General features: G+C 60.6%; 18 protein-coding genes. 3 read left to right on the forward strand and 15 right to left on the reverse strand.

The features are described 5' to 3' along the window. Window positions 1-95 precede the first annotated feature (95 nt). Window positions 96-878, forward strand: a complete 783-nt coding sequence (locus ACTQZK_RS09625; protein WP_418831378.1) for a 4Fe-4S ferredoxin — start codon at window positions 96-98, stop codon at window positions 876-878. Between the two features lie 165 nt (window positions 879-1,043). On the opposite strand, the gene ACTQZK_RS09630 is transcribed toward ACTQZK_RS09625, so the two are convergent. Beyond that, on the reverse strand, window positions 1,044-2,861 hold the full coding sequence (locus ACTQZK_RS09630) for an FAD-dependent oxidoreductase (RefSeq protein ID WP_418831380.1): 1,818 nt from the start codon (window positions 2,859-2,861) through the stop codon (window positions 1,044-1,046). Between the two features lie 611 nt (window positions 2,862-3,472). On the opposite strand from ACTQZK_RS09630, the gene ACTQZK_RS09635 reads away from it, so the two are divergent. Beyond that, window positions 3,473-4,639 carry a helix-turn-helix transcriptional regulator gene (locus ACTQZK_RS09635; protein WP_441899511.1) on the forward strand — a complete coding sequence of 389 codons (1,167 nt, stop codon included), beginning with the start codon at window positions 3,473-3,475 and terminating at the stop codon, window positions 4,637-4,639. A 217-nt stretch (window positions 4,640-4,856) separates the two neighbouring features. Here the strand turns inward: ACTQZK_RS09635 and ACTQZK_RS09640 are convergent, their stop codons facing one another. Further along, window positions 4,857-6,230, reverse strand: coding sequence for a helix-turn-helix transcriptional regulator (locus ACTQZK_RS09640; RefSeq protein WP_225749843.1), 1,374 nt, complete (start codon window positions 6,228-6,230; stop codon window positions 4,857-4,859). Window positions 6,231-6,421: 191 nt separating this feature from the next. Beyond that, window positions 6,422-8,242, reverse strand: coding sequence for a flavocytochrome c (locus tag ACTQZK_RS09645; RefSeq protein WP_216528746.1), 1,821 nt, complete (start codon window positions 8,240-8,242; stop codon window positions 6,422-6,424). Window positions 8,243-9,177: 935 nt separating this feature from the next. On the opposite strand from ACTQZK_RS09645, the gene ACTQZK_RS09650 reads away from it, so the two are divergent. After that, window positions 9,178-10,887, forward strand: coding sequence for an FAD-dependent oxidoreductase (locus ACTQZK_RS09650; RefSeq protein ID WP_216528745.1), 1,710 nt, complete (start codon window positions 9,178-9,180; stop codon window positions 10,885-10,887). A gap of 64 nt (window positions 10,888-10,951) precedes the next feature. Here the strand turns inward: ACTQZK_RS09650 and ACTQZK_RS09655 are convergent, their stop codons facing one another. The 12 genes from ACTQZK_RS09655 to ACTQZK_RS09710 form a co-directional block, all read right to left on the reverse strand. Continuing rightward, entirely contained in the window at window positions 10,952-12,229 is a 1,278-nt protein-coding gene (locus tag ACTQZK_RS09655; protein ID WP_216528744.1) for a type II toxin-antitoxin system HipA family toxin, read from the reverse strand. Continuing rightward, window positions 12,226-12,576, reverse strand: a complete 351-nt coding sequence (locus ACTQZK_RS09660) for a helix-turn-helix domain-containing protein (RefSeq protein ID WP_216528743.1) — start codon at window positions 12,574-12,576, stop codon at window positions 12,226-12,228. The genes ACTQZK_RS09655 and ACTQZK_RS09660 overlap by 4 nt, the downstream gene beginning before the upstream one ends. 56 nt (window positions 12,577-12,632) lie before the next feature. Then, window positions 12,633-14,231 (reverse strand): response regulator transcription factor, encoded by a 1,599-nt coding sequence (locus ACTQZK_RS09665; protein ID WP_231088227.1) that lies wholly within the window; start codon window positions 14,229-14,231, stop codon window positions 12,633-12,635. A 441-nt stretch (window positions 14,232-14,672) separates the two neighbouring features. After that, the gene (locus tag ACTQZK_RS09670; protein WP_428422347.1) at window positions 14,673-15,530 is read right to left on the reverse strand and encodes a hypothetical protein; all 858 of its coding nucleotides are present in this window, start codon (window positions 15,528-15,530) and stop codon (window positions 14,673-14,675) included. Window positions 15,531-15,839: 309 nt separating this feature from the next. Continuing rightward, the gene (locus ACTQZK_RS09675; protein WP_441899514.1) at window positions 15,840-17,102 is read right to left on the reverse strand and encodes a 4Fe-4S binding protein; all 1,263 of its coding nucleotides are present in this window, start codon (window positions 17,100-17,102) and stop codon (window positions 15,840-15,842) included. A 4-nt stretch (window positions 17,103-17,106) separates the two neighbouring features. Next, window positions 17,107-18,150: a 4Fe-4S binding protein gene (locus ACTQZK_RS09680; RefSeq protein ID WP_441899516.1), complete on the reverse strand. Its 1,044-nt coding sequence runs from the start codon at window positions 18,148-18,150 to the stop codon at window positions 17,107-17,109. A 4-nt stretch (window positions 18,151-18,154) separates the two neighbouring features. After that, window positions 18,155-18,796 carry a 4Fe-4S dicluster domain-containing protein gene (locus ACTQZK_RS09685; protein ID WP_441899518.1) on the reverse strand — a complete coding sequence of 214 codons (642 nt, stop codon included), beginning with the start codon at window positions 18,794-18,796 and terminating at the stop codon, window positions 18,155-18,157. Then, a complete protein-coding gene (locus tag ACTQZK_RS09690; protein ID WP_114566206.1) occupies window positions 18,796-19,506 on the reverse strand; it encodes a TorD/DmsD family molecular chaperone in 711 nt (236 codons plus the stop codon). Before ACTQZK_RS09690 ends, ACTQZK_RS09685 begins: the two co-directional genes overlap by 1 nt. Window positions 19,507-19,520: 14 nt before the next feature. After that, window positions 19,521-20,282, reverse strand: coding sequence for a hypothetical protein (locus tag ACTQZK_RS09695; RefSeq protein WP_418831093.1), 762 nt, complete (start codon window positions 20,280-20,282; stop codon window positions 19,521-19,523). Between the two features lie 42 nt (window positions 20,283-20,324). After that, window positions 20,325-22,112 carry a hypothetical protein gene (locus ACTQZK_RS09700; RefSeq protein ID WP_441899520.1) on the reverse strand — a complete coding sequence of 596 codons (1,788 nt, stop codon included), beginning with the start codon at window positions 22,110-22,112 and terminating at the stop codon, window positions 20,325-20,327. A gap of 122 nt (window positions 22,113-22,234) precedes the next feature. Next, a complete protein-coding gene (locus ACTQZK_RS09705) occupies window positions 22,235-22,768 on the reverse strand; it encodes a LysR family transcriptional regulator (protein ID WP_114566203.1) in 534 nt (177 codons plus the stop codon). A gap of 6 nt (window positions 22,769-22,774) precedes the next feature. Next, entirely contained in the window at window positions 22,775-24,238 is a 1,464-nt protein-coding gene (locus tag ACTQZK_RS09710) for a response regulator transcription factor (RefSeq protein ID WP_441899522.1), read from the reverse strand. Between the last annotated feature and the right edge of the window lie 126 nt (window positions 24,239-24,364).

The raw sequence follows: 24,364 nt of genomic DNA on the forward strand, positions 1-24,364 counted from the left end.
CGTATTTTGCCGAAGAACAAGGCGGGAGACGCGCCCGGTCACATGCAGAGGCGAAAAGGAGTATCATCGAAAGCTCCGAAAAGAGAGGAACCGCTATGCCATCGATCGTACGCGCCGTGTATTTCAGCCCCACGCACACTACCAAAGCCATCGTGCGAGAGGTGGCAAGCGCGCTATCGGCACCGCTCTCGGCCACGATCGAGACCACGGACCTCACGCTGCCCCGCCAGCGCCCGACCGACGTTTCGTGCGATGCCGACGACGTGCTTGTATTCGGGTTCCCCGTATACGCCGGGCGCGTACCCGTGCTATTGCGCGACGAGTTCGCGTACTTGGAAGGCCACGGCACGCCCGCCGTGATCGTAGGGCTGTACGGCAACCGCCACTTCGACGACGCCCTCCTGGAAGCCGCCGACCTGCTGAGCGAACGGGGGTTCAACGTGGTGGCCGCAGGCGCGTTCATCGGCGAGCACTCGCTCACAGCCCGTGTGGGAACCGGACGCCCCGACCGTGCCGACATCGCCGTCGCGCAGCGTTTCGGCACGCAGATGGGAGCGCGCCTGGCACAGTCGCGCAGCGTGCCCGCGCCCACCATCGAAGGCAACCGCCCGTACCGGGAGCTCAAGCCCGGCGCCGACGTACGCCCGATCACCACGGACGCATGCACGAATTGCGGCGTATGCGTCGCGTGCTGCCCGCTTGGCATCATCGACGAGGACGATCCCGCGCTTGTAGACGCCGGGTGCCTTCACTGCCGCGCCTGCGTCAAGAGCTGCCCCGAGGACGCGAAGTACTTCTCAAGCGAACCCACCGACCGGCTGATAGCCATGCTGGAATCGAAGTGCCTCGAACGGAAAGAGCCGCAACTGTTCTGGTAGAACGGAAACCTCCGCCCCACCGCAAGGCCAACGTGCATCCTTCTCGAAGAAAGAGACGCGGCGCAGCTTCCCTGCTCGCAAAAAAGCCGCCGCCCAGGGAGGGAGGGGCGGCGGCTCGTCGATAAGGACCCAAGGCCGCGGGAGACGGCCTTGGGAGGGATATGCCTAAATGTCCAAGCTGGGAATCTTCTTTTCAGCATCGCCACCAGCAGCGTTGATGCCGGCGATGCGCCCGAAGGTCACGCACCGACCATGACCGATGCCCGGCACGTAGGTAGGGTAATCGCCTGCGCCGAAGAATTCTCCAGCAGCCGAGCCGCACACATACAGGCCGTCAATCGGCTGATCCTTCGCATCGAGCACCTGGCAATCGGTATTCGTGCGCAGACCGCCGCACATGGTAAGCAGGCTAGCAACAAGCTTTCCGGCATAGAACGGCGGGTCCATGACCTTGCCCATAACCTCGGGGCGCTTGCCGAAGTCCAGGTCCTTGCCCAGATCGCACAGTTCGTTGTAACGGGCAACCGTGGCCTCAAGGTTTTCGGCGGGCACGCCCATCTTCTCCGCAAGTTCCTTCAGCGAATCAGCCTTCAACGTCTGGCCGCTTTCAACTTCTCCTTCGAGAACGATCTTCTGAGCCTCGAGGTTGTACTCTCCGCCCACGGGCTGCGTGAGCTGACCCCACTGCAATCCGCCGCCAAGGCCGGCGTCCATCTGAGCCTTCACCTGCTCCAGCCCGTGAGAGTCGTAAATGGTCCAAGCGTCCTTCTCGGTTTGCAGCGCTTTCGTGACGCTCTTGGACTGGGTGTTCACGTCTTCGTTCTTGAAGCGCTTGCCTTCCCAGTTCACATGCAAGAAACCGTAGCTGGCCGCACCGAAGTCAAGGTGCATAACCGCCGAATGCGGCTCGGACTTCTGCATGGCCGCCCCAGCCCAAAGCGCTTGCTTATGCATGTCGCCCGTGTCGCAGTCGGGCGGATTGTAGAAGCGACCGTCCATCGCGTACGCCGTCATGGGCGAATAGTACTGGAACATCTCGTCGTCGGCCGCATAGTCGCCCGAAGCGATGATGACCGACTTGGCGTTGATCTGCGCATACTCATCTTTCCCCGTGGCAACAATGGCGCCGGTCACCGGCCCGTCGCCGTCGCGCACAAGACGCTCGCTCTTGGTGTTCCAGCGAATCTCTCCGCCCAGTTCGCCAATGGTCTCGTACAGCGCAGGAACAAGAACCGCGTTGCCGTACACGTCGCCCACGCCCGAGCCCTGGTAGAACGTAAAGTTGATAGTCTCTTCGTACTTGTCGGCCTGATAGAAGATGTGCGTGACCGGGTACTCGGTGTAGTCGGGGCCCTTGTAGTAGCCGTCCCACAGCAGCGCCTCGAGGCCCTTCTTCGTAGCCAGGTCGTACAGCCAATCGAAGCACGCGCCGCTCTTGTGCGCGAACTCCCACAGCAGCGGCTCCTTCACACGACCCTGCGCCCAGTTGATCCAACGACGCACCACGTTGTTGTAGTTAGGCTCTTCCAGCAGGCCCTTCTCCGTCAAGCCCTGCTGCACCTTCGTATGGAAGCCAGCGATGTGCACGCCGCGAGCAACCACCGTTTCGGGATTCTTGTCGATGGTGATAACCTTCTTAGCACCCTCTTCAAGCGCGGCGATCGTGGCGCAGCATCCACCGAGACCGGCGCCAATCACCAGGACGTCGCAGTCTTCGGTATTCGTGATCTTGTCCGCGGGAATAGCGTCGGGAGCAATCTCCCAGCTGTGCATGCCAGCCACATCGGGACCGGCCGAAGCTCCGCTTTCGGCCACGGGCATGCCCTCAACCGTAGATCCCGCGCCTTCCGACGAGGCCGAACCAGCGCTTTGCGGGGCGCAGCCAGCCATCCCGGCCACCGCCGCACCCGCCAGCGCGGCACCGCCCAAGCCCAAGAACGATCGACGGGACAAGCCCTTCTTCCCCATCTTCTCTTCCTCCATGGTACCCTCCTTGTTCGCTATGCGCAGACGTGCTGCCCTTGCCCGATGAAGGAAAAGCAGCACCCCTCCGCGCGCAGCCCTCCGCTGCGCTGACACGACCATACCGAAAACCCCAGCCGCCACCATCCCGTCATCAGGGGGAAAACGGCTCGTCGCACGTGATTTCCCCCTGTTAGGGGGATACGTCCCGTCAGCGGATCAGGAGCAAAATCGCCGACCCCTGACGTATAATTTCGAGCGGGGAACGCGGTTGGGAGACCGTCCGCTCGCGCCATGGCGAGATCGGGCAGCACCGCATCAGGGAGGGATTCAATGGCATCGTCGTTAAAAAAGGAGCTTTGGAGAACGCCCGATCTTATGGGGTTCGCCGCGCATTGGACTTGGATTTGGTGCTTGTTCTGGAGCTCGTTGTTCTACAGCGAGGGCAAGCTGCTGACGCCGACGGCAGAAACATCCGGGCTGCAAGGTATCGCGATGCTCTCCCTTGAACCCCTCTGGGTTGCGCCCTCTTGACGAACGTGGTCACTATCGCATGCCTGTTGGCATGTTCGCGCTTTCGCAATCCGCTAGCCGACATACGGTTCCTGCCCCATAGCGCGGGAATTCTGACCATGCTTGGAACCCTAGCGCTTTCCCACGACGCGCTCGCCCTGGCAGGAACGGCGGCTTGGAGCGTTTACCTGGCGGGATCGCTGCTTACGGGAATCGGCAGCGGCATCGTCGTGGTACTGTGGGCAGAGCTGTTCGCGTCGCTCGGCCCCAAGCGAACCGTCCACTACAGCGTGATCGCCCTGCTTTTCGCGGCGCTCGCCTACCTGCTGATACGCCTTCTCTCCAACGACGTTGCCCAGTTGATCGTAGCCTTTCTGCCCTGTATAAGCATGGGATGCTTCCTTCATTTCAAGCAAAGCGTGCCGCGCCCGCCGCGACGAACCCGCAACGCGCGAGTAAAAGAACGCCCGCCTGTGCGCATGATCGCGGTAGCCTCGTTTTTCGGGCTTTCGTTCGGAATCATGAAAGGACTGATCGCCCCCGTTGGAGACGATTGGATCGTCATACGCGACATATTGAATATCGTTGCCATTGTAGGGGGATCGCTCGCCATCTTCATCACAATGAGCGTGTACAAGATGGACTTCGACCATCTTACCTACCAGATAGCGCTGCCGCTGATGGCGGCAGGATTCCTGTTTCTTCCGCTTCACGAGCCGTGGAACGTTATCGGCACCGCCGTGCATCAGTTCGGGTACCAGTACTTCTACATTGTGCTATGGGCGCTCTGGCCGGTTCTGTCCGCGCGAAGAAACGTCCCTGCGGGGTGGGTGGTATGCTGGGGGCTTCTCTTTATTCAATTGGGGCAATTCGTTGGCTCGATAGCCGCTTCGTGCACGCTCTCTTTAATTGAAGACGATCTGGGAATGGCCATGGTTTCGGCCTTCGTTATATTCTTTATTCTGATTATCGCGTTGTTCGCCCTGGGAAATGGCTCCACCAGTACAGGATGGGGATTCGTAAAGCCCATGGAAGAAGCCGATGCAACGTCTAACTTCGAGAAGGCAGGCACGCGTCTGGCGCGCAGATGCCACCTGTCGCCGCGCGAGATCGAGGTATTCTTCCTACTGGCAAAGGGTCGCAACCGCGCCTACATCCGCGAGGAGCTGGTCATCGGCGATGAAACCGTGAAGAGTCACGTGAAGAGCATCTACCGCAAGGCCAACGTGCATTCGCAACAAGAATTGATCGACCTGCTGGAACAAGAAAGCAGCATAGAGAAGTAGGGTCAAGCCGTCACAAGCTTCGACGGATCGCCAGGCGCAACGGTTGCCATCCGCTGCTCAACCGTCATCGACATGCGCCCGCTCGCATCGATGGCAATTCGACACAGCGGAGGCTTCGGCCGCAAAATCGAGTTTCGCAACCAAAGCAGAGAGCATTCGATCACGTGGTGCGTCGCCGCTTTTCCAGCCACGCCTCGACACCGATCGGGTTCGTCGCTTATCTCACGTCGACGGACTCCAAAAGCTGCAATAGTTCTTCACGATTGGACGTATTCGTTTTCGCGTAGATATGATTGAGATGGGTCTTGACCGTATTCTTCGAGATAAACAGGCGCTTCTCTATGTACGCACCAGTATGGCCGGTCGCCCAGATAGCAAGAACCTCCTGCTCGCGCGGAGACAGCTTGCATCGCGCGGCAACCTGGGCAACTCGCCGCTCCAAAACGCTGGCGGCATCTTCGGCAACCGTAACGCCCTTAAACGACGCGGGCGATCCCATGATGATCAGCAGCGCAACCATAAGCGACAGCAAAACGGCAATGGAGACGGACTCCGGCGTAGGAAGCACGTCCGCCGCAACTTGGCCCAAGCAGCTTCCCGTCCATTGCACGAAGCGCATAAGGGCCAAGCACAACAACGCCGCCAACCCGTCTTTGAAAAAGGAGTCGACAAGCAGGAACCACACCAGGTACTTGACAAGCTCCGCCCCTACAAGCGCTACGCAAAACGTGGTGCCACCGCCGAACGGATCAAGCGAGGCAGGCAGCAGCGAAGCCAGCGCCATCAGGGGAAACGCCAGATAAAAAGCCAGCATGGCGTTTTTCCGATAGAAGAAGTACGCAAGCACGATCGCCGCGAACGAAGCCAGCGCAGGCGCACCCGCCAAAGCGCCATGGAACACGGCAGCCGCCTCGAAGCCGCCCATGATGCCGTTCACCCTGGTGGCGCCGTAGCTGAAAAATGCTAGGGAAATGGCCGCCATCAGCTTCCAGGGGATGGAAGACGCACGTGCCCGAAAACTCCGAACGTCCTGGCAGTCGAACGAAACGTCCATCTCGGCGGAGCCCTTCAAAGACCCGGTTCGATCGGCGACCATCAGCAAAACGTATGCGCCGAACGGCAGCAGCGCAGAAGCAACCAACGCAGGCCATTCAGGCAGCAAAGAGACAAACGCGAATAGCAGAAAACCGAAAAGGTAAGCCGTCCCCGCGCACACGGCCGTTCGGTGCACTCCTTGCATGCTCAAGCGCTCTTCCCAACCCAAGCGCAGCGTGCTTCCGACGCCGCTCAAAGCGAACGCAACCAGCATCCAACCCATCGGAGCTTTTCCGAAGCCAGCAAAAGCAGCAAGTACGATAGCCAGGCTCGAAATCACCGCGAGCAGGGCAAGCAGCACGCGTCGGCGGCGCAAAGGAGCAATTTTGCGCGCCAGCAGCACCAGCAAAAGCGCAGCCGCAGCCGTCAACAGACTTTGCAGAATCTGAGCTTCGCCAACAGGGACTTCGTGCCGTAAATCGCCGAACAGAATCGAGCCGTTCCAAAAAACGAAGCTCCACGCTATGTAGCATGAAAGCCCCAGGCTATCGAACATAATGCCGCGATCGAATTTGGGAAAGATAGAAAAATCCTCCGCCGAAGAAGCCCCTGGAGTTGAATTCTTTGTTTTGAACGCGTCGCTTCTCATGGGGGAATCATAGAGGAACCGGCCCTTCGACACAAGAAGAGGCCCGCCCGGCGCAAATCACCGAGCGGGCAAGGAGGGCCCCTCTAAGCAATCACTCGCTATGCGAGCGCCGCCGCATTCGCACCGGCTATGCGACCGAACACGAAGATATCCGTAATCGAGCACGATCCCAAGCGGTTCGTTCCCATCTTATGGCCCGCCTGTTCGCCCGCAGCAAACAAACCGGGAATGGGATTGCCCGCGTCGTCCAGAACGCGCGCGTCGGTATCGATATGCAGACCGCCCATCGTGTAATGCACGGAAGGCTTGTACGCCAAAAGATAGTAAGGGCCGCCTTCGATAGGATGCATTGCGGCGCGGTAATTAAAGTCCGGATCTTTCCCGTCCTTACAGTACCCGTTCCACTTCCCAACCGTTTTTTCCAGTTCGGCTGCATCAACGCCAAGAGGCTCGCAAACCGCTTCGATGGTATCGCCCTTCACCAACTGGTTGCGCGCCATCAGCCCATCGAACTCTGCGGCGTTCACCGTCGCGATATCGGTAGCATCCAAACCGGCCTGGTTGAACAGCATGTAGCCAATGCCGTCGGTCTGCTTCTTGATAGCATTGGAAATGACGTCGCGGCGCTCCATCTCCTCCACGAACCGATCACCTTCCTTGTTGATGCAGATAGCGCGGTTTTCCAGGCGCATGTTGCCCACGTAGAGCAGCGCACCCGTCTGCGTATCGCACGTGGGATACGTCTGGATGTACTGCATGTCGATCAGGTTCGCGCCGATTTTCTCAGCCATCACGTGGCAGTCGCCCGTTGCGCCCACCGAGTCGGTCGACAGGATCTTCTCGTCCATCTCGGGGTTGTACTTCATGCGCATTTCAACGTTCGAGCCGAAACCGCCGGCCGACAAAACGACCGCCTTGCAGCTGAATTGATGCGCAGTGCCCGTCACAAGGTTCGTAGCTTTCACGCCCACGACCGCGCCCGATGCGTCGGTAATCAGCTCTTCCGCCTTCGTGTTACGGCAGATCACAAGGTTCTTCAAATCCTCGGCGCGCTTTTCAAGCTTGCAGATGATGCCGCTGCCCTCGTTGCCCTCGGGAATCAAAGAGCGCGCTACCGAATGACCGCCGAAAAAGCGCTCGTAAGGCTGCCATGCCACACCGCCTTCGAAGATCAACCAGTCCAGGGCTTCAGTCGCACCGTTGCAGATAACGTTCACCAGAGCCGGATCGCCCACATGATCACCGCCGACGATCATGTCTTCAGCCATGTTCTCCACGCTGTCCTGGATACCCGCTTTAGCTTGGAACCAGTTGTTGGGAACGGCCATGGCACCGCCCGAAAGAATAGTGTCGCCACCCGTGATGCCCAGCTTCTCCAGCAAGACGACCTTCTTGCCGGCGTCGGCAGCCGTAAGGGCTGCAGCGTATCCTGCACCGCCCGCGCCGACCACCACCACGTCAACGGCCTCCTCCAAATCCGAAGGCTCGGCAGGAACGGCATGATCGCGCTTCTTCCATTCGCTCGACTTCATACCGGACGCATCGACGGCATCGGAGACAGCCGACATGAACGCCATGCTGGTAACCGTGGCACCCGTCACCATGTCCACGTTGAGCGTTTGATTGTCGATGATAAGATCGGTCAAAACGTCCATCGCCGCAGTTCCTACGCCGTACGATTCGCGCGATTTCACCAGGTTGATACGGGCGATAGCGTCACCCTCGGTGACAACCTCCACGGAAAGCTCGCCGCCCTTGCCGTTGGCCGTGCCAGTCCATGCGCGGGCGCCTTCGCCCGAAGCGCCCGATTGTCCCGAACCGCTTTTCCCCGTTGGCGCGCATCCCGCAAGCGCAAGCGTCCCGCCCAATGCAGCAACGGCACCTCCTGCAATGAAGTTCCTGCGTGACAGGTTCGACATGATTCCCTCCTTGATGTTCGCGTATTGTTGCAGCCGAACTCCCGATTCGACTGCAACGATGCTAGCCGCTGCAAAAAAGGCGGCGCATCACCGCAGAGGTTTGAACGCTTCAAGAACCCCCGCATTACTCCCTCAAACCTCAGGGGTGATGCCGTTGAACTGGGGGAATAACGCCATCGAAAACGAGCCTTCACGTGCGTCGCCCGCAAAACCATCCTGGGGCTAGGATAAAACGGCGGCAACCGAGGGCTCTTGGAGGGCGAAGCGAGCGTGTCCGCCTCGTTGTGCGCCTTGCTGTGCGCCGGTCGTGCGTCGAGCGGGCTTCCTGAGCCCCCGACGCTACCGGCGCCTTTCGTCGCGGCACCGGTTCCGCTCATCCTGTCAAAACAAACGAGTTTTGCTGGTCCTCGAACCAGGATAAAAGCTACTGGCGGCTGCGTGACCTGGGGAGATGCAAAACGCATTTGAGAAGCAGCTCGCTCAGGGGTGGAAAATCGCCGCAAAACTCGCTCGTTTTGACAAGCGGCGCAAGACCTGCGAGCTCAAGCGCGGTAGCGCCTCCGCCCTTACCCCGCAGCGCGCAAAGCCACTCGCACCCCGCAAGTGCGAGCGTACCACCCAACGCGGCAACGACACCTCCGGCAATGAAGTCTCTGTGTGGTAGATCCGACATGATTCCCTCCTTGACGGTCGCGTATCGCTGCAAAGAAAACAGCGTGTTGCAGCGGAGGCTTGAACGGTTCCAAGACCTTCGTTTCAACCCCTCAAACCTCAGGGGCGACGCCGCCGGGTCCCTGTACCACACTCCCCCGTTTTCGGGTATCTTCGACGTTTTACCTGGACAAGGGCCAATATACCCGGTTCCGCGCGATGACGAGGCAGACGGCAGCGCGTAGCATGCATTCCGTTGAAACCGTACGAACAAGGAGGGAACCATGGGAGAACACACCATCAGCCGCCGCAACTTTCTGGCAGGGCTTGGCGCAACCAGCGCGCTTGCTGCAGCCGGAGCGCTCGCAGGCTGCGCGCCTCAAGCGCAAAGCTCAACCGCAGCCAGCAAGGAACCTGCGCAGGCAAGTTGGCGCGACAAGCCGGAAATGCCTACCAACATCGTCGAAACGCTAGAAGCCGACCTTGTGGTTGTAGGTGCCGGCAACGGCGGTCTGGTTGCAGCTACCACTGCAGCGCAAAACGGCGCAAAGGTTATCGTGCTTGAAAAGGGCGGCGCCGTCCAAGCTGCACGCGAAGCCATTGGCGCGCTCAACTCCGCACTCGAGCCCGATCATCATGAAGACGTCCCCACGCTGCTGAATCATGCAAACCAGACGCAGTCCGGAGACGCCAACATGCTCATGTACAAGACCTGGGCAGAAAAGTCCGGGGAAATGATCGAATGGATGAAGGAAACGCTCGAGCCCAAGGGCATGCTCTTTCCGTTCGAATGGCACTGCCCCAACGACCCGCACGCCTACTACCCCGCCATGTGCTACAACCCGTGCCTGGGCGAGTACAATCCCGACGGCCCCAACTACGGAGCCTACGCGCACCTCGAGGTCATGAGCGAGGTTCTGAGTGAGCTGGGCGGCCAAATCATGTTCCTGACTCCGGCGAAAATGCTGGTACAAAACGAATCCGGCAAAGTAACCGGCGTCATAGCTGAATCCAAAGACAAAGGCACCATCCAAATCAACGCAAAAAAGGGTGTCGTTATGTGCACCGGCGGCTACGGCGCGAACGATGACATGTTGCAGGATCTATGCCCCGGCAACTCCAACTGGTGCGTTCTGCGCGACAGCATCAACGAGGAAGGCGACGGCATCCGCATGGCGCTATGGGCGGGCGCAGAACTCGAGGCCGGCGGCGGCTGCATGATCTGGAACCGCGGCATCATGTTCGACGATACCGAATTCGACGGCTCGTACTCGGGCGGCGACATCTTCTTGCCCGGCAGCCAGCCGTTCCTGCACGTGAACGCCAACGGAGAGCGCTTCATGAACGAGGATCAGTGCTACCCCATGAGTTACGCCGGCGGAGCGAACCAACCGGGACATTTCTCTTGGATCGTCTGGGATGGCAGCTACTGGGAGGACATTCAAAAGTTCGACACCTGCGGATGTTCTCGTCTAGCCCCAGCTCCTTCGGGAACCGCATTTAACGCCGACGTATACGACTGCGAAGCCATCACGAAAGAGCACCTGGACTCGTTCTGGCTGGAGCCGCGTATCGAATCGGGCGCGCTCAAGAAGTGCGACACGCTCGACGAGCTGACCAAAGCCATGAAACTCGACGCCGATCAAGCCGCTGCGTTCAAGGCCACTATCGAGCGTTACAACGAGCTGGTCGCAGCGGGCGAAGACACCGATTTCGGCAAGCCGGCCTACCGCCTAAGCGCCGTCGATCAGCCGCCGTTCTACGCTGCGCGCATCGCCGGCGAGCTGCTGGTCACCATCCACGGCGTGATCACGAACACCGACTCACAGCCGTTGCGCAAGGACGGCAGCATCATCGACGGCCTGTACGTGTGCGGCAACGACCAGGGCGGTTTCTATCCGCATAACTACCCCAGCAACTTCACGGGCATCAACGCAGGCCGCACCGCCACGTTCGCCCGCATCGCCGCAAAGCACGCCTTGGGCATTGCGTAAGCGCACAGCAGCAGAACACCCTCCCTCCCAAGCAGAAAGGCCCCGTCCGGGGCCTTTCTGACTTTCAGAGCTTGGCGAGCGTCTTGCTGCACAACTCTTCGACCGGCTCGACAAGGCGCCTCCTCATTTCACCCGTACCGTCACAATCACCTAAATCGACGAACGTGCGCTCAAGCTCGGAAGGAACGTTCGCAGCCAAGCGCGCCAGAACCCCTATGCACGCTTCTCCATCCAGGCCAACGTCCTCGAGAGCGTTCGCTTCGACAAATCTGCGAATATGACGAGCGCCCAGCTTGCCGATCTCGTTCTCTCCCCCGACGCTCATCGCCATCTTGATGCGATCCTTTGGCTCACGGTACGGGAAAGCCGATACGACATCGTAGAGAGGCGCCAACACCGCCTGACCTTTCATCCCCAGCAGCACCGAGTAGTTCTTCGCATGGGCATCGGGTGCGCCGACGAGGTAGTTGAAGAACAGCATCTCGACGAACCGCCGAACATTCGCTTCGGCGTACTCTCCCGTCTTTTTGAGCACGTCGATCACCGCAGCGGCACTGGGACCACCGTATTCGGCATACTTGTTGTCGGGTAAAACCCCGAGAATCTGACAGAAATCTTCTTGGTGGAGGCGAATCACATCGTCCCGCTCGTCAACGACGCGGTCGTAGCGCTCGACAACGATAGCCGGCTCATCAACGAACATGCGGTATTCGACACTCGCTGCCGCTATTCCGCACGCGGAAGCAGTCCGCATGCAAACGAACTCGTTGAGCGCCTGGAAATTCAGGTGACCGATACCGGGTTTAAGGATATGAGTTGTCGCAGCTGCACCCAAACACCGAAACCAAGCCCCGTCTTTAAGGCGTAACGCGAATTTCGATTGCTGACCGCCTAGCGACCAGTGCTCGCGGTCGTCCATCCAGGATGCCTCGTAGTACTCGCGGCTCCTCTTCAACCGGCGAGCCACATCCTGTTCCGTCAACGGTTCAAGACCACCGAAACGACCGATCAACGTTTCCTCCACGGCCTCATCAGCACAGAATCGCACGGCGCCAGGGCATTCGAGCCCAACGTGCCCGAGCAAAGCAAACGGATTGTTGCCCGACACGCCGAACTCCCTGCCCATGTTTTGGCGAACCGAGGCATCATCGGGCAGAAGCCCGCACAAGAAAGGACGGACGCGCTTGTCTCCGTAAGTACGATTGGATACAGGCATCGACAAAGACAGCGGCGGCCCTTGATAGTTGCGCTCGTACTCAAAGGACAGTTTTCCGCTTTCTCGCTGCGCGAGCGTGCCCGCGACACGACCGGCCAACAGAACTTTGAGGATCTCCCCACTCACTCGATCGGCCTCCCCAGCTTCCCGACAGCGTTCTCGAAAGCACTCGAATAGCGCTCCTTGTCATTCTTGGCGCGTTCCTCCGACAACAGACTCACGTGACCGTCTTTCGCTTCCTCGGCAACCGCATCCTCTTCCTCGACGAGTAAAGCAAGCGATATGCCGAGAACCTCGAATATACGCAAAAGCGTGTTCATGCGTACGCCCGGAGTCTCCCCCATTTCAAGGGAAATGATGAACCGTCGAGACACGCCCATCATCTGAGCGAACATGCTCTGCGTTATGCCGAGAGTTTTGCGGCGCTCGCGTACAAGGTGCCCAACTTCTCTGGCAAACGATTCGCCGTCCATACACGAACCTCCCTGATTGATGTGCAGAATATTGCACTTGAAATGTTACGGGGTGGCTAATGCACCAAATCGATAAGCTCCTGACGAGAATGAACGTCGAGCTTGGCATAGACGTGCTTGGCATGGGTTGCGGCAGTCTCGCGCGAGATCACCAGAGCATCCCGCACATAAGGGATAGAGCGTCCGCGCACCAGCAGATCGAACACTTCAGTCTCGCGCGGGGTAAGGCCGCTTCGTTCCGCAAGCTCAAGAATACGGGCGCTCAGTTCATCGGTGCCAGCTGCAGTCGCATCCACGTCTACAGCTTTGTCCGCGCATGCGCGTCCCGCATTCGCAGACCCCGCCGAACCGGAAGAAGCCTCAAGCGGCGCGAACTCTTCCCTGCACGCGCCGAAGGCAAACGCACGCCCATCGCTCAGCACGAACATGGTGGAGCTCACCAATAGCGCGATAGACACAGCTGCCACCTGCTCAATCGAAAACGCGTTCGCCGCCACACCGGATTCAACCAGCACAAGGGCAATCACGCCCAGCAGATCGCCAAGATGCACGAAAATCCACCCTAAGCCGTACGATTGCACGGGCGTAGCTGCACCTTGCACGGCATAGCGCGCAAAGTACATCTGCGTTATTAAGCAGAACGCGAACCGTGCGGCAATAGCCACTACGTAAGCAACGTACGCGCCCGCCCCCTCTCCCAACACGATGAACGCAGCGAAGCCCACGACGAGAGCCGGGCACATCCATCGATACAGAAACGATAGTGAAACGCGGCGCGGCCCTGCCGTAGCCGATAAGCCAACCATCAGCATGAACATGATGCTCACGACAATCGCCACCTGAGAAGCCGTAGCATCCTGCCCCGAAGCTCCCGTCCAAAACGAGCCCCCGACGCACACGAACAAGCATGCCGCAAGAATGCCAAATCCGGCGCGCCCCATCGACCTCAACACGCGCGGCAACCCCTTGCGCGCGCTGTCGTGCGCCTCGGCAAACGCGCGTTGCTCGATAGCGCCCCGGTACTCGGCCAGCGCGTCACGCTCCTGCGCATCGCGCCAAGAAAGAAAAAGGCACAGGCCCGACAGAAGAGGGAACGCCGTCACCACCGCAAGCGCCACCCAACCCTGCATCGCGGAAACCACAAGCACGAGCACAGCAGCCGTCACCGCTGACGTCGGCGCAAGAAACTCTACTTCCTCCTGCGTCACCTTCGCGTAGTACTCGCCCCACATCACCCACATGAAACCACTGCCGAAACCCGTGAGCACCGCGCCCGTCACGAACAGCATCGTCGTTGCAGCGAAGTCGGGCAGCTCGCAAAACAAAAGCGGTGTAGAAACCGCCGTAGCCAACGGCGCAATCCAGAACAGCGATGCATGCTGCGTAGGCGACCCCAGCCGCTTCTCCAGCACCACGACAAGCACCAGCATGGCAACTGACATAGATACAGGCAGCCCCGTAAAGAACAGATCCCAGCCCGCGCCTCCTTTCAGCATCGAAGCCTTCGCGCCGGTATAGCCGCTCACCGCATTGGTGTAGAACACGCAGAACACCCAAGCCAGCAGAAACGCCCAACCCAAACGCCGAATCGGCGCAAACCGCTCGACAGCCTCCACGAGCAACCGCTCGCGCCGTCCTTGCGCGCTCTCAACCATGCGCCCCATCTCCCTCCACCGTCATTCACGCCCCGCTTTTGTACCACAGCACGCAACGCTTGGCAAAAGAGCTTGCACTAAGGGCAGCTGGCACAACGACAAGCAGTCGGCGGCGCAAGATAGGGGGCGCCCGATGAGAAGAAGAGCCTTCGCATGGCGAAAATGCTGGTAAAAATTGTCATAGGTACCGATTTGCGCCCAGTTTTTCCCGACGCTACCGGCACCTTTCGTCGCGGCACCGGTTCCGCTCATCCTGTCAAAACAAACGAGTTTTGCTGGTCCTCGAACCAGGATAAAAGCTACTGGCGGCTGCGTGACCTGGGGAGATGCAAAACGCATTTGAGAGACGGCTCACTCAGGGGTGGAAAATCGCCGCAAAACTCGCTCGTTTTGACAAGTGGCGTAAAACCTGCGAGCCCAAGCGCGGTAGCGCCTCCGCCCTTACCCCGCAGCTCGCATGACCAGGCGCTTGACGTCTTCGCGGTACGCGGGGCGCACCAGGTAGTACGCGTAGGCTTCCAACACCGTGGCGAACGGCACGCCGCGCCCGACAATTTTGAAGTACTCGATGCCATGCGCATCGTGCAGCGCACGCGCCTCGTCGTTGGTGAACATAACCGGATGGCCGGGCTTATGGTCGAAGAAGTCAGCGCGTTGCGCGATGCACGCGAAGGGCCGCATGGATTCCGTCATCTGATCCTGGCTGTTATGCAGATAGTGCTCCTGACGATGCGGGCAGTTGCGCTGGCAAAACTCGTTGACCATCACCTCCACCCGGGCGGCATCCTCGATAGCCGCAAGAAAAGCCGCGTCTTTGTGGCGATTGTAGTTGAGCACCACGTAGTCGTAACGATCGAGCATGCGGTTCACCGCACTCGCATCCTCGATCGCGCGCGTGGTGGACAGCACCAGCTTCATTCCGAAGTTCGCGCGAATGTAATCGCCCACGACATCCGCGTACACGATAGCCTCGGCTCCATGCCGCGCGCCGACCTCAAGAATCTCGTTGAAGTACGCATCGCCCAAGTGCTCGCTGCCGGCAAGCATGTTTGTGAACGTGATCCGCGGCTTCACGCCGCGCTCCTCCAACAGAGAGAACGCCTCGTCCATCTGTGCCTTCGACGCACGTTCGCGCACGTAAGCGCGACCGCCGTTCATGATGCAGTTGGGAAAGCATCCGTACACGCTGTCGATGGCAACGCCGTCCTGGAACCAATCGGGGCGCTGCTCAAGCAACCTGATGAAGAACAGGTTAAGCCCCAGCCCCACCGTGAAATCAGGCAGCGTGTACTTGATCATGTCGAATCCTCAATCTCTTCCAGAAAACGTGTCGAATCACCCACCCCACAGCGACAACCCGGCTCCCACGAGCAGACACCAGAACCAGGTAGGCGCAGCAAGTCAGCGAGGGGGTTCCATCAGCCATCGGACCAGCAAAACAGGTTGGCCCAGTAAGTCAGCGAGGGCCGTTGGGACGCCCAAGGTTGCGCCGTTTCGCGGCCGAGCGTGCTTTTGCACGTGAGGGTAAGCGAAAAAGGGGCAAGATTGGGTATCCCAACGTCCCGCAGCGTCGAGCAGTTCCGACGGCCGCCAGACCGCCGGAACCTCTTAGAACATGCACATCTCCAAATCCTCGCCGATCATGAAGTGCACCTTATCGTACATCGACGCGGGTCGGTTCGGCGTCCACGAAGGACGCTTCATCGCGTAGCACACGGCCTCTTTGCCCATGAACTGCCTGATGGGAACAAGGCCGCTCACCTTGATGGCCTGCTCGGGGCAGATACGCTCGCACAGGCGGCACTGCATGCAGGCGCTCGGACGATGGATGATGCCGAACGCGTCGCCTTCGTCCATCTTCACGATGGCCCCGGTCGGGCAGAACACGGCGCACATGCGGCATGCGCTGCACGCCTCCTCGTCGATCGAAACGGCCCCGATCACGCGCGTCTCCACCTGGTCGGCCACCGGTTCGCCGATGTGCTTCAGGTAGTTGTACAGGCGCAAGCGCCTTGTGGGAACGAAATGAGACAGCGTGCCGTCCTTGTTCACCTTTCGGTAGGCAACGGGCACCGGTTTCGCATCCTCCCCCAAAACCGCAGCAACCTCCTGCTGCACGGCTGCGCCCGCCGCTCGTGCCGACCCGTCCTTCGCCGTGCGCAGGAAATCGCGCCGCGACACGCCTCCCGTATCGCGAGACACGCCCCCCTGGACGCAGCACACGCGCTCCGGCACCTGATCAACCAGGTCAACAGGCATGTTCGACCCGAAAGCCTCCAGCATGTTGCACGCGCTATCAACCACCTGGCGAACCAGCGCGCCGCCGGGCGCATGCGCGCACGACGCGCAATCACCGCACACGAGCGTGGCGTCGAGCGCCTTGTAAGCAGCTATCCCCACCAGCGCCGACTCATCCACGCGGCCCAAGCACGGCAACGCCACCACGCACGCCGCGTCGTACGCCGGCTCTTCGTGACCGCGCGCGCCGAACGGCTTGCGCGTCTTCTGCGCAGCCGCCGCAACTTGAGCCTCGAAAGCGGCCAGCGCGGTTTCGCACGCGATGACCGGATGCCCCTTCGTAGCCACGATCGACCCTTTGATCAAGGAGGTCAATTTGTCATCGGTGGGGTTGCGAATCTCGATGGCGCAGGTCGGGCACGCAGTAGCGCACGTCCCGCAGCCTATGCACCGATCGGGTTCCACCTTCAGTTGGTTGTCGCGATACGCTATCGCGCCCGACGTGCAAGCCTCCACGCACCGCAGGCACGACGCGTTTCTGTTGCGCACCGAAATGCACCGCTCTTCGTGCACGGCCAGCGCATCGCTTTCGATAGCGCCCAGCATCGCCAGCAAACCGTCGATCAAGGACATGGCGCTACCTCCCTTCCGCCTCGGACGAGGCCGCCTTGTCAGCAGGCCCATCCGCCTGAACAGGCTCGGCTTCCCCAGCGATCATCGACGCCTTCGCCGCCTTCTTCGAAAATAGGGGAAACGTGATGGCATGCTCGGGGCAAACGTCGGCGCACGCCCGACACTTGCTGCAATCGTTGAGCGTCGTCTCCCCCGCCGCAACGTCGTGCAGGTTAATGCCCTCGGGGCATGCTTTCTTGCACAGGTTGCACGCCTTCCCCTGCGACTCGCGCAGACACGTTTCCGCGTTCACCTGGGGCCGAAACGTTCGATTCAACCCGCTGAACAGGGAAAGCAGCGCTCCTAGGGGGCAGAAGCGCTGGCACCATTTCGGCAGCAGCAGTATCTCGATGAGGATGATGGCGGGAAACGCGAGCACCGTCCACGTGACGTCGCCAAACGCGAACAGGCGCATGACCAGCAGCACCGTCGCAAACGTCAGGCCGATGGGGCAGATCAGGCAGAACACGGGGAACCCGAAGATCAGCGTCGACCCCAGCGCGGCCGCCAGAATGCCGTGACGGCTATCGATCTTGATGCCCTTGCTCTTGCCGCACGGAGACGCGCAGGTTGCGCATCCGCCCAAAGCCTTGCGCTCGAACGCCGTCAAGGGGGCGGGCTCGGCAGAGGCCCTCGCCTCCCCGGCATCCGACGCCTCCGCGTCCAGGTGGGCCGCACCTTCGGCCGCGCGCTTGCCGAAAGCCCTCTTGTCCTTCTTTCGACGCAAGCCCGACATGAAGTGGACCGGGCACACCCACGAGCAGAACACCTTTCCCAGAACAATGCAGACCACAAGCACGGCCACCACGCTCACAACGGCCATCGGGATGGCCGTCCGCTCCGCGATCATAGCCAAAAGCGCGCCCAGCGGGCATAAAAGCGTAATGGACTCGAACCCGATGCCGCACAGGTTGCCGATGCCGCCCGCCGTGAAATACCCCACGGCAACAACGGCGACCACGGCCAGCATGACCAAGAAGCGAAGCCGGTACGTGTTGAACTTCTTCATAGCCCTACGCCTCCACTTCATCGACCGGCTTGACAACGATGGCGCGATCGGTCGCGCCCACGCCGATGGAGCCCGCGCTCAACGAAATGCACGCCAGCTCGCACGCGCCGCACCCGTTGCAGGCGTCCATATCCACCACGGGAACGCCGTCGTAGCCCAGCTCGATCGCCTCGTACTGGCACACGTCCACGCATTCGTGGCACCCCATTCCGCGCTGCGCCAAGCACCAATCGCGCACGAGCACCGCTTTGCCGATGATGGCCTTCGACGGATCAGGGCTTGAAAGCGCATGGGTGGGGCACACGGCCACGCACCTCGGACCGCCCGGCTCGTTTTCGCAGAAGTCGCACCAACCCGCTTTGAAATCCATGCGCGGCGTACGGGCGTTCAAGATGCCGTCCTCCAGATGAGCAGGAGCGATGGCATGCTTCGGACATATTTCACGGCACCGCTCGCAATGCAGGCAGCCTCGAACAAGTTGCTCTTCGTCCTGACCCCCCGGAGGGCGCAGCAGCGTCTTGCTGGGAAGGTACTTCACTCCGCCCAAGCCGATGACAGCGCATGCCCCCACCGCTCCCAAAGCGAACGTGCGGCGCGACACTGCAGGACCGGCGCCGGATTCAACCTCTTCGTCATGAGCGGCCATTACGCAACCTCGCCCTCGACAGCAGCGACCGCTTCCTCCCTCTCGGCCAGAACAGCGTCAAGGAACTCCAGGTCGTTCTGCAAGAAGCCCAGCGTCAGCTTGCCCAACCCGCGATAGAAGTCGGTCTTGGGGAATTTCTCCATGTCCTTCGCCATCATGGGGTACCACGCCAGCAGGTGATCTTCCAGGAAGTTGCGCTGCGACAAAAGCAGCTTGAAGCACGCGTCCTCGTCGTCGGCCTCGCATGCCGCAACGGCGCGCTCTATAAGAATCTGCTCGAATTCCAGCTCCAGCGCAATGTGGTCCTCGCCCTCTTTCCAGCTTTCCTGCTTGTCCAGGCCGGCGGCATGGTACAGCACCAGCACCTCGTCGCGCGCATCCTGCATCATGAGGCGCTTCGGGCTGGTGTACACCGACTCGAACGGATACGCAGCGGAGAACCCGTCGTTGCCCGACCCGATGAACGCATGCACGTAGTCGACGGCCAGCTCGGTGAGAACCGGGCCGTCGGCGCGGCTCAAGTATCCGCATATCAGACGGTACCCCTCGTCTACCAGGTCGTTTCCGGTATTTGCCGGAAAGCGCATCGCCAGCAGCGTATCGTAGAGCTCCTGGTCGACCTCAACGCGAAACAAACGCGAGAGAAACTGGTACGTTGCCATGCGGCCGCGCAGAACGTCGACGAAACTGATTTCCTGATCCTGAGACATGATGCTCCCCCGTTCTAGTTTGCGAAGATATCGGATGCGAACACGCGCGCGCCCAAGTCGGTAACCACCCAGGCATCGCGCCAGACCAAAGCGCCAGCGGTTTCGAGCTTGCCCAAAAAGTACGTGCAGAAACGGCGCGGCTCCTCGCACAGCGGGTTCACGTCGACGACCGCGTTCAGCTCCTTGGTGCTACCACCGCCCTCGACCGAACACATCTCAAGAATGGTGCGGTACAGCGGCAGATACTGCGGCTCCTCGTTCAACATGTCCACGACCACGCGCTCTCCCACATGGTCGGCAACCGCCTGCAGCCCCGCCTCCGTCGCAACGAAGCGAGCCAAGGGAGCAGGCGTCACCACCAGGTAGTCCGCCTCCGGATCCTGCTCAACCGGCGGCTCATCGGTCGACGCCTCGTCCTCAAGCCGCTCCAGCGCGCCGTCGCGCTCCAGCAGCCGCACCACCTGCGCGGCGTCGTACACGCTCGCGCGCTGCGGATGCTCGACGTCGAGCACTTCCACCACCTCGTCGAGCGTCTTCGGCTCGACGCACAGCTCCACCGCGCGCAGCAGGCGGAACTGCTGCCCCGGAATGCCCGCCAGCAGCTTCTCGATGCGCTCCTGGGGCGTCAAGGGAACCACCTCGGGCATCACGCTTTTGTCGGCATCGGGGATGGGGGGCATGTAGTCGGTTTCCTGGCCCTCGCCCTCCTCCACCAGCTCGAGATCGGCTAGGGGATCGAAATCGTCGTCGATGACGAACACGTCCATATCGCTCATATCATGTTCCTTTCAATTGAATGGTGCGAAGAAGTCGTCCTGCTAAGATGCCAGGCCGGAAACGAACTCGGAGGGAACCAGCGTCGCGTAGCGCACGTCGTCCTTCACGAACACGCGCCCGGTTTGCATGTTCAACGACGCAGTGTTCTCCAAGAGGTCGCGCTTGAACCATGTGCATACAGTCTGGTCCTGAGCCGTAGCGGCAACGTCCTCGAACAGCGCGCGCTCGCGCTCCAGGGCAGCACGGCGATGGTCGATGGTGAATTTGTCGTCCACCGCGTCAAGCGCCGGAAGGAACCCGCCCACCAAGCCGGTCACGAACGTCGCGCGCGAGAAGCGCCCATGGCAGCGTCGGTACGGCGCAACCACCACGCCGGCCCCGTCGCCCGATCGCACCGGGCCGCCGAACGCGCTCGCGGCAAGTCCGTCAATGTCAGCATGGTTGGGGTCGTCGCCCAACAGCGCCTGCTGCGCAGGCGTAAGCAACATGCCAGCGCTCTCGAACAGCGCGACGGCCTGGTCGCGCGTCAAACCGGATCGACAAGCATCCTGCAGGGCGGCAAGCTCGTCCAACGGAGCGTCCAGCTTCCCGAACACCTCGGAAGCGCGCTCGGCATCGGGCACGCGACGCAAATCCGCAATAGCCTGCGGCACCGTCGTCTCATGGTTGCGCGCATACGCCATAAGCTCCAAAAACGCATCGGAACGAAGCAGCCAGTCGCCAAATCCCAGCCATGACCGCAACGCCGGCAGGTCGTTCGGATTGGCGTGCAAGCGCAGGAAGGCGGCAAGCTTCATGTGAGAAAACGCGCCCGGCGTGCGAGGGTCCCCTTTGATCTTCGCAGGTCCTGCGTCCACGCAGACGGCCACGCCGCGCCGCTCGAGCGCCGATGCAATCTGGGACGCCCACGTTTTGTTGGGAACGGCCACCAGCACGTCGCTCGGGTCCATGCCCTCTTCCAAACGCTGCGCAACGGCATCGGTCACGAACGCGAATTCGTCCACCGGACTGTCCAGCACCACGCACGTGCGCACCGGCTGGGCGGCTTCGCCCACGCGCACGCATACGGCATCGCGGCGTTCGGCGAACGTTCGGAACCCCTCCCCATGCGGATACGCTTCGTCGGCGTTGCATACGGGCGCGGTCGTTCCGGCAACCACCATCCCATCGGTGGCAAGGTGCTCGATCAGCCGCTGGGACGCTTTGCTCAGCGTGCCGTAGTCGTCCACGAGCACCATCAGGCTTTCGCGCTCGACGCCCGCCTCCACCATGCCGCGGTACGCCAAGGCCGACGCCTCGAACGGCAACATGGCGCGACGCACTTCCATGTTCTCAGACAGCATGGCGAACAAATGCTGCTCTTCGTAGTTGATCAGCCAATCGTCCTGCTCGTTGGCGTACTCGCTCAAGCCTTTGTAGAAGAACTTGAGCATTTCGCGCAGGCGACGAGGCTTGAGGCCGCTCACCTTCATGTCCTCCATGAGCACGTCAAGTTCGTTGGCGTCCAAAATGCGCGGATCGCGATTCGTTGCCGCGCGCACCCCGTCTAACGCCGCCACGCGAAGCGCAACGCGTTCCATCGTGGAAACGGCGGCGGCGTCCAAAGCCGGGTACGCGGGCAAGCGATCAAGGTAGCGGCGCTCGGCCACGGTATCTGCGCACACGACGAGCACGCGCGCGCCGGCGGCAGCCCGCTGGTTCGCTTTCGCCAAAAGCGCATCGGTAAGATCGACGGATGAAGGACGCTCGATGCGCGCGCAGGCGCCGTCGTCCAAATCCAAAAGAAATCGCATCACGTCTTCGACTGATGCAACAGTATCAGCACTCATTGTCAGGCCTCCATCTTCTTGCAGTTCCAAAGATGAAGCCCTCTGCCTTGAAGCCCCCCAGCTTCGTATCAAGTGCTCAGCTACCGTCCCAGTATGCCCAACCGCTTCGGTCGGGTCTACGATCATTCCGAAATGGAATGGATAAGATCAAGGGCTTCCTGCTTGCCCTCCGCGCCGAGCTTCCGGTACGCGCCGCCCAGAACCTCGGCCACGTCGTCGCGCCCGATGCCCAGCTCCTCCTGGATGCCGTCGAACCCGCGTTCCTCCAGGTAAAGAACGAGCGCCCCCGCTTCCCGATCGGTCAAGCCGAACTTCTCGGCCGCTCGACGGCACTTGCAACGCAGCTCGGTGTTGCGTCGAACGTCCCAAACCACGCCCATATTGGAAACGACTCCCGAAGGCACGGCCTGCAAAAGCGCTCGGGTTTGCGCAAGCACGCGTTCTAGCTTCACGGCCTGGGCGTACAGAACCCTTCCCGCCTCGGTCAACCGTACGCCGCTGCGTTCGCGCACGAACAAATCAACCCCATACTCGCGCTCGAGCACGGCGATGTGCTTGCTCAACGTCGACTGGGTAAGGTGCAACTCGCCCGCAGCAGCCGTGAAACTGCCCAGCCGCGCAACGCATACGTATTCGTGAAGGTAAGTCGTTTCCATCGCGCGCTAAACCGCCCCGTCCTCAAGCGAGCCGTGCGCCAAATCGATCAGCTCTTGGCGGTTGTTCACGCCGGTCTTCTGATAGATGTGCCTGATGTGCGTGCTGACCGTTCCCGCCGATATGAACAGCGTCTCCTGAATGCGCGATATGGTTCGCCCTTCCAGCAAAAGCGGCAAGACGTCGGTTTCGCGCGGCGAAAGCCTGAAGCGATCGGCGATAACGTCGCAAGGATCAACCTGGCTTTCCCGGCTTTCCTCGGCGTCCTCCGAAACAGGCGCGACCATGCTGACCTCGCCAATGCCTATTTTGATCAGGTCGGTTTCCGTGAACAGGAACAGATGCGCAATGAGCAGGATCGACACGGCCACCAACGTCACCACGGTAAGATCGAACAGGGGGATGCCGGTAGCCTCCAGGGAATGAGCGAGCAAGGATCCCATGGTTTCGCCGCCGTACAGGGCAACGAATCCCAGCCCGATCGCTCGTGCGGCCCCAATCTTGAAACTGGTTGCCACGTCGATGCATACCACGCACAGCACCATGACGTAGCAATGGTATCCGCCGAATATGAGCGCGCTCGAATACGTGTTGTTGTCCGCCAGAAACGGCGTGGACAAGCAGCCCAGGCACAGCATGAGCATGGAAAGCCGGTACGAGAAGAAGATGCTGTCGCGGTGCAGAAACACCGCGATCAGGCACACCGCCAGTGCGCCGATGAACCCGGCAAGAAACAGGTACGCTCCGAAAATATCCTGCACTTCATAGGTTTTGCACCCCGAGACCACGTCGAAAAAACCCGCCAGCGCACCGATAAGGGCCGCCCCCGCAAGCGACTTCACGAACAGCGCAATCGTATTCCGAGACAAAGGCTCTTCGGTTTCCTTAACAAGCTGGACGTCGCTTTGCGAACACGATCGAAGCAGCCACGCCGATCCAATGGGAACCGCCGCCACGGCCACGATGGCGGGAAGCGGCGGAGTGGTAATAAGAATGAAGCCCGCAATGAACGCCATGCACAGCGACATGGCAAGTTCTACCAGGGCAAGACGTCCGCCCAAGCTGGACAGATGCTCAATCCAGCACAGGAACAAAACGGCGGACCCCGTGCCGGTCATGATGGCGCTGATGCCCAGAACAAGCATACCCGTCGGCGTGTTCGGATCGGAGAACGGCGTGAGCGCGCTGCCCAAGCACATCATCACGGCCGACCCCGCCACAACGGACCGGTTCTGGCATATCCGCTCGCGCCGCACGATCACGACCACGAACAGCATGGTGACCACCATGGTCACCAGCGATACAAGCAAACTCGCATACAAGGAACCACGCACGTCCGACGAAAACCCGTACGGCACAATGCTGTAGAACATCATGATCATCCAAAGCCACAGCAAGGCCAGGCCCGCTACGCGTTTCAGGGAAAGATGCTTTCCCAACGTGGAATCCCATGCAGTACGAAGCTGTTCCATGCTCCCCCCACCCCTCGAGCCAATGAGAAACGCCTCTTGCGCCAGCCCCTCTGCCGGCGCGTTCGATTATACGAAAAAGCGGCGGGCGCGTTCGTGGACGCATTTATCCTAGTTTCGAGATATTTT

It is taken from the genome of Paraeggerthella sp. LCP19S3_G8 (genome assembly GCF_052119225.1).
Classification (GTDB): Bacteria; Actinomycetota; Coriobacteriia; order Coriobacteriales; family Eggerthellaceae; genus Paraeggerthella; species Paraeggerthella hominis.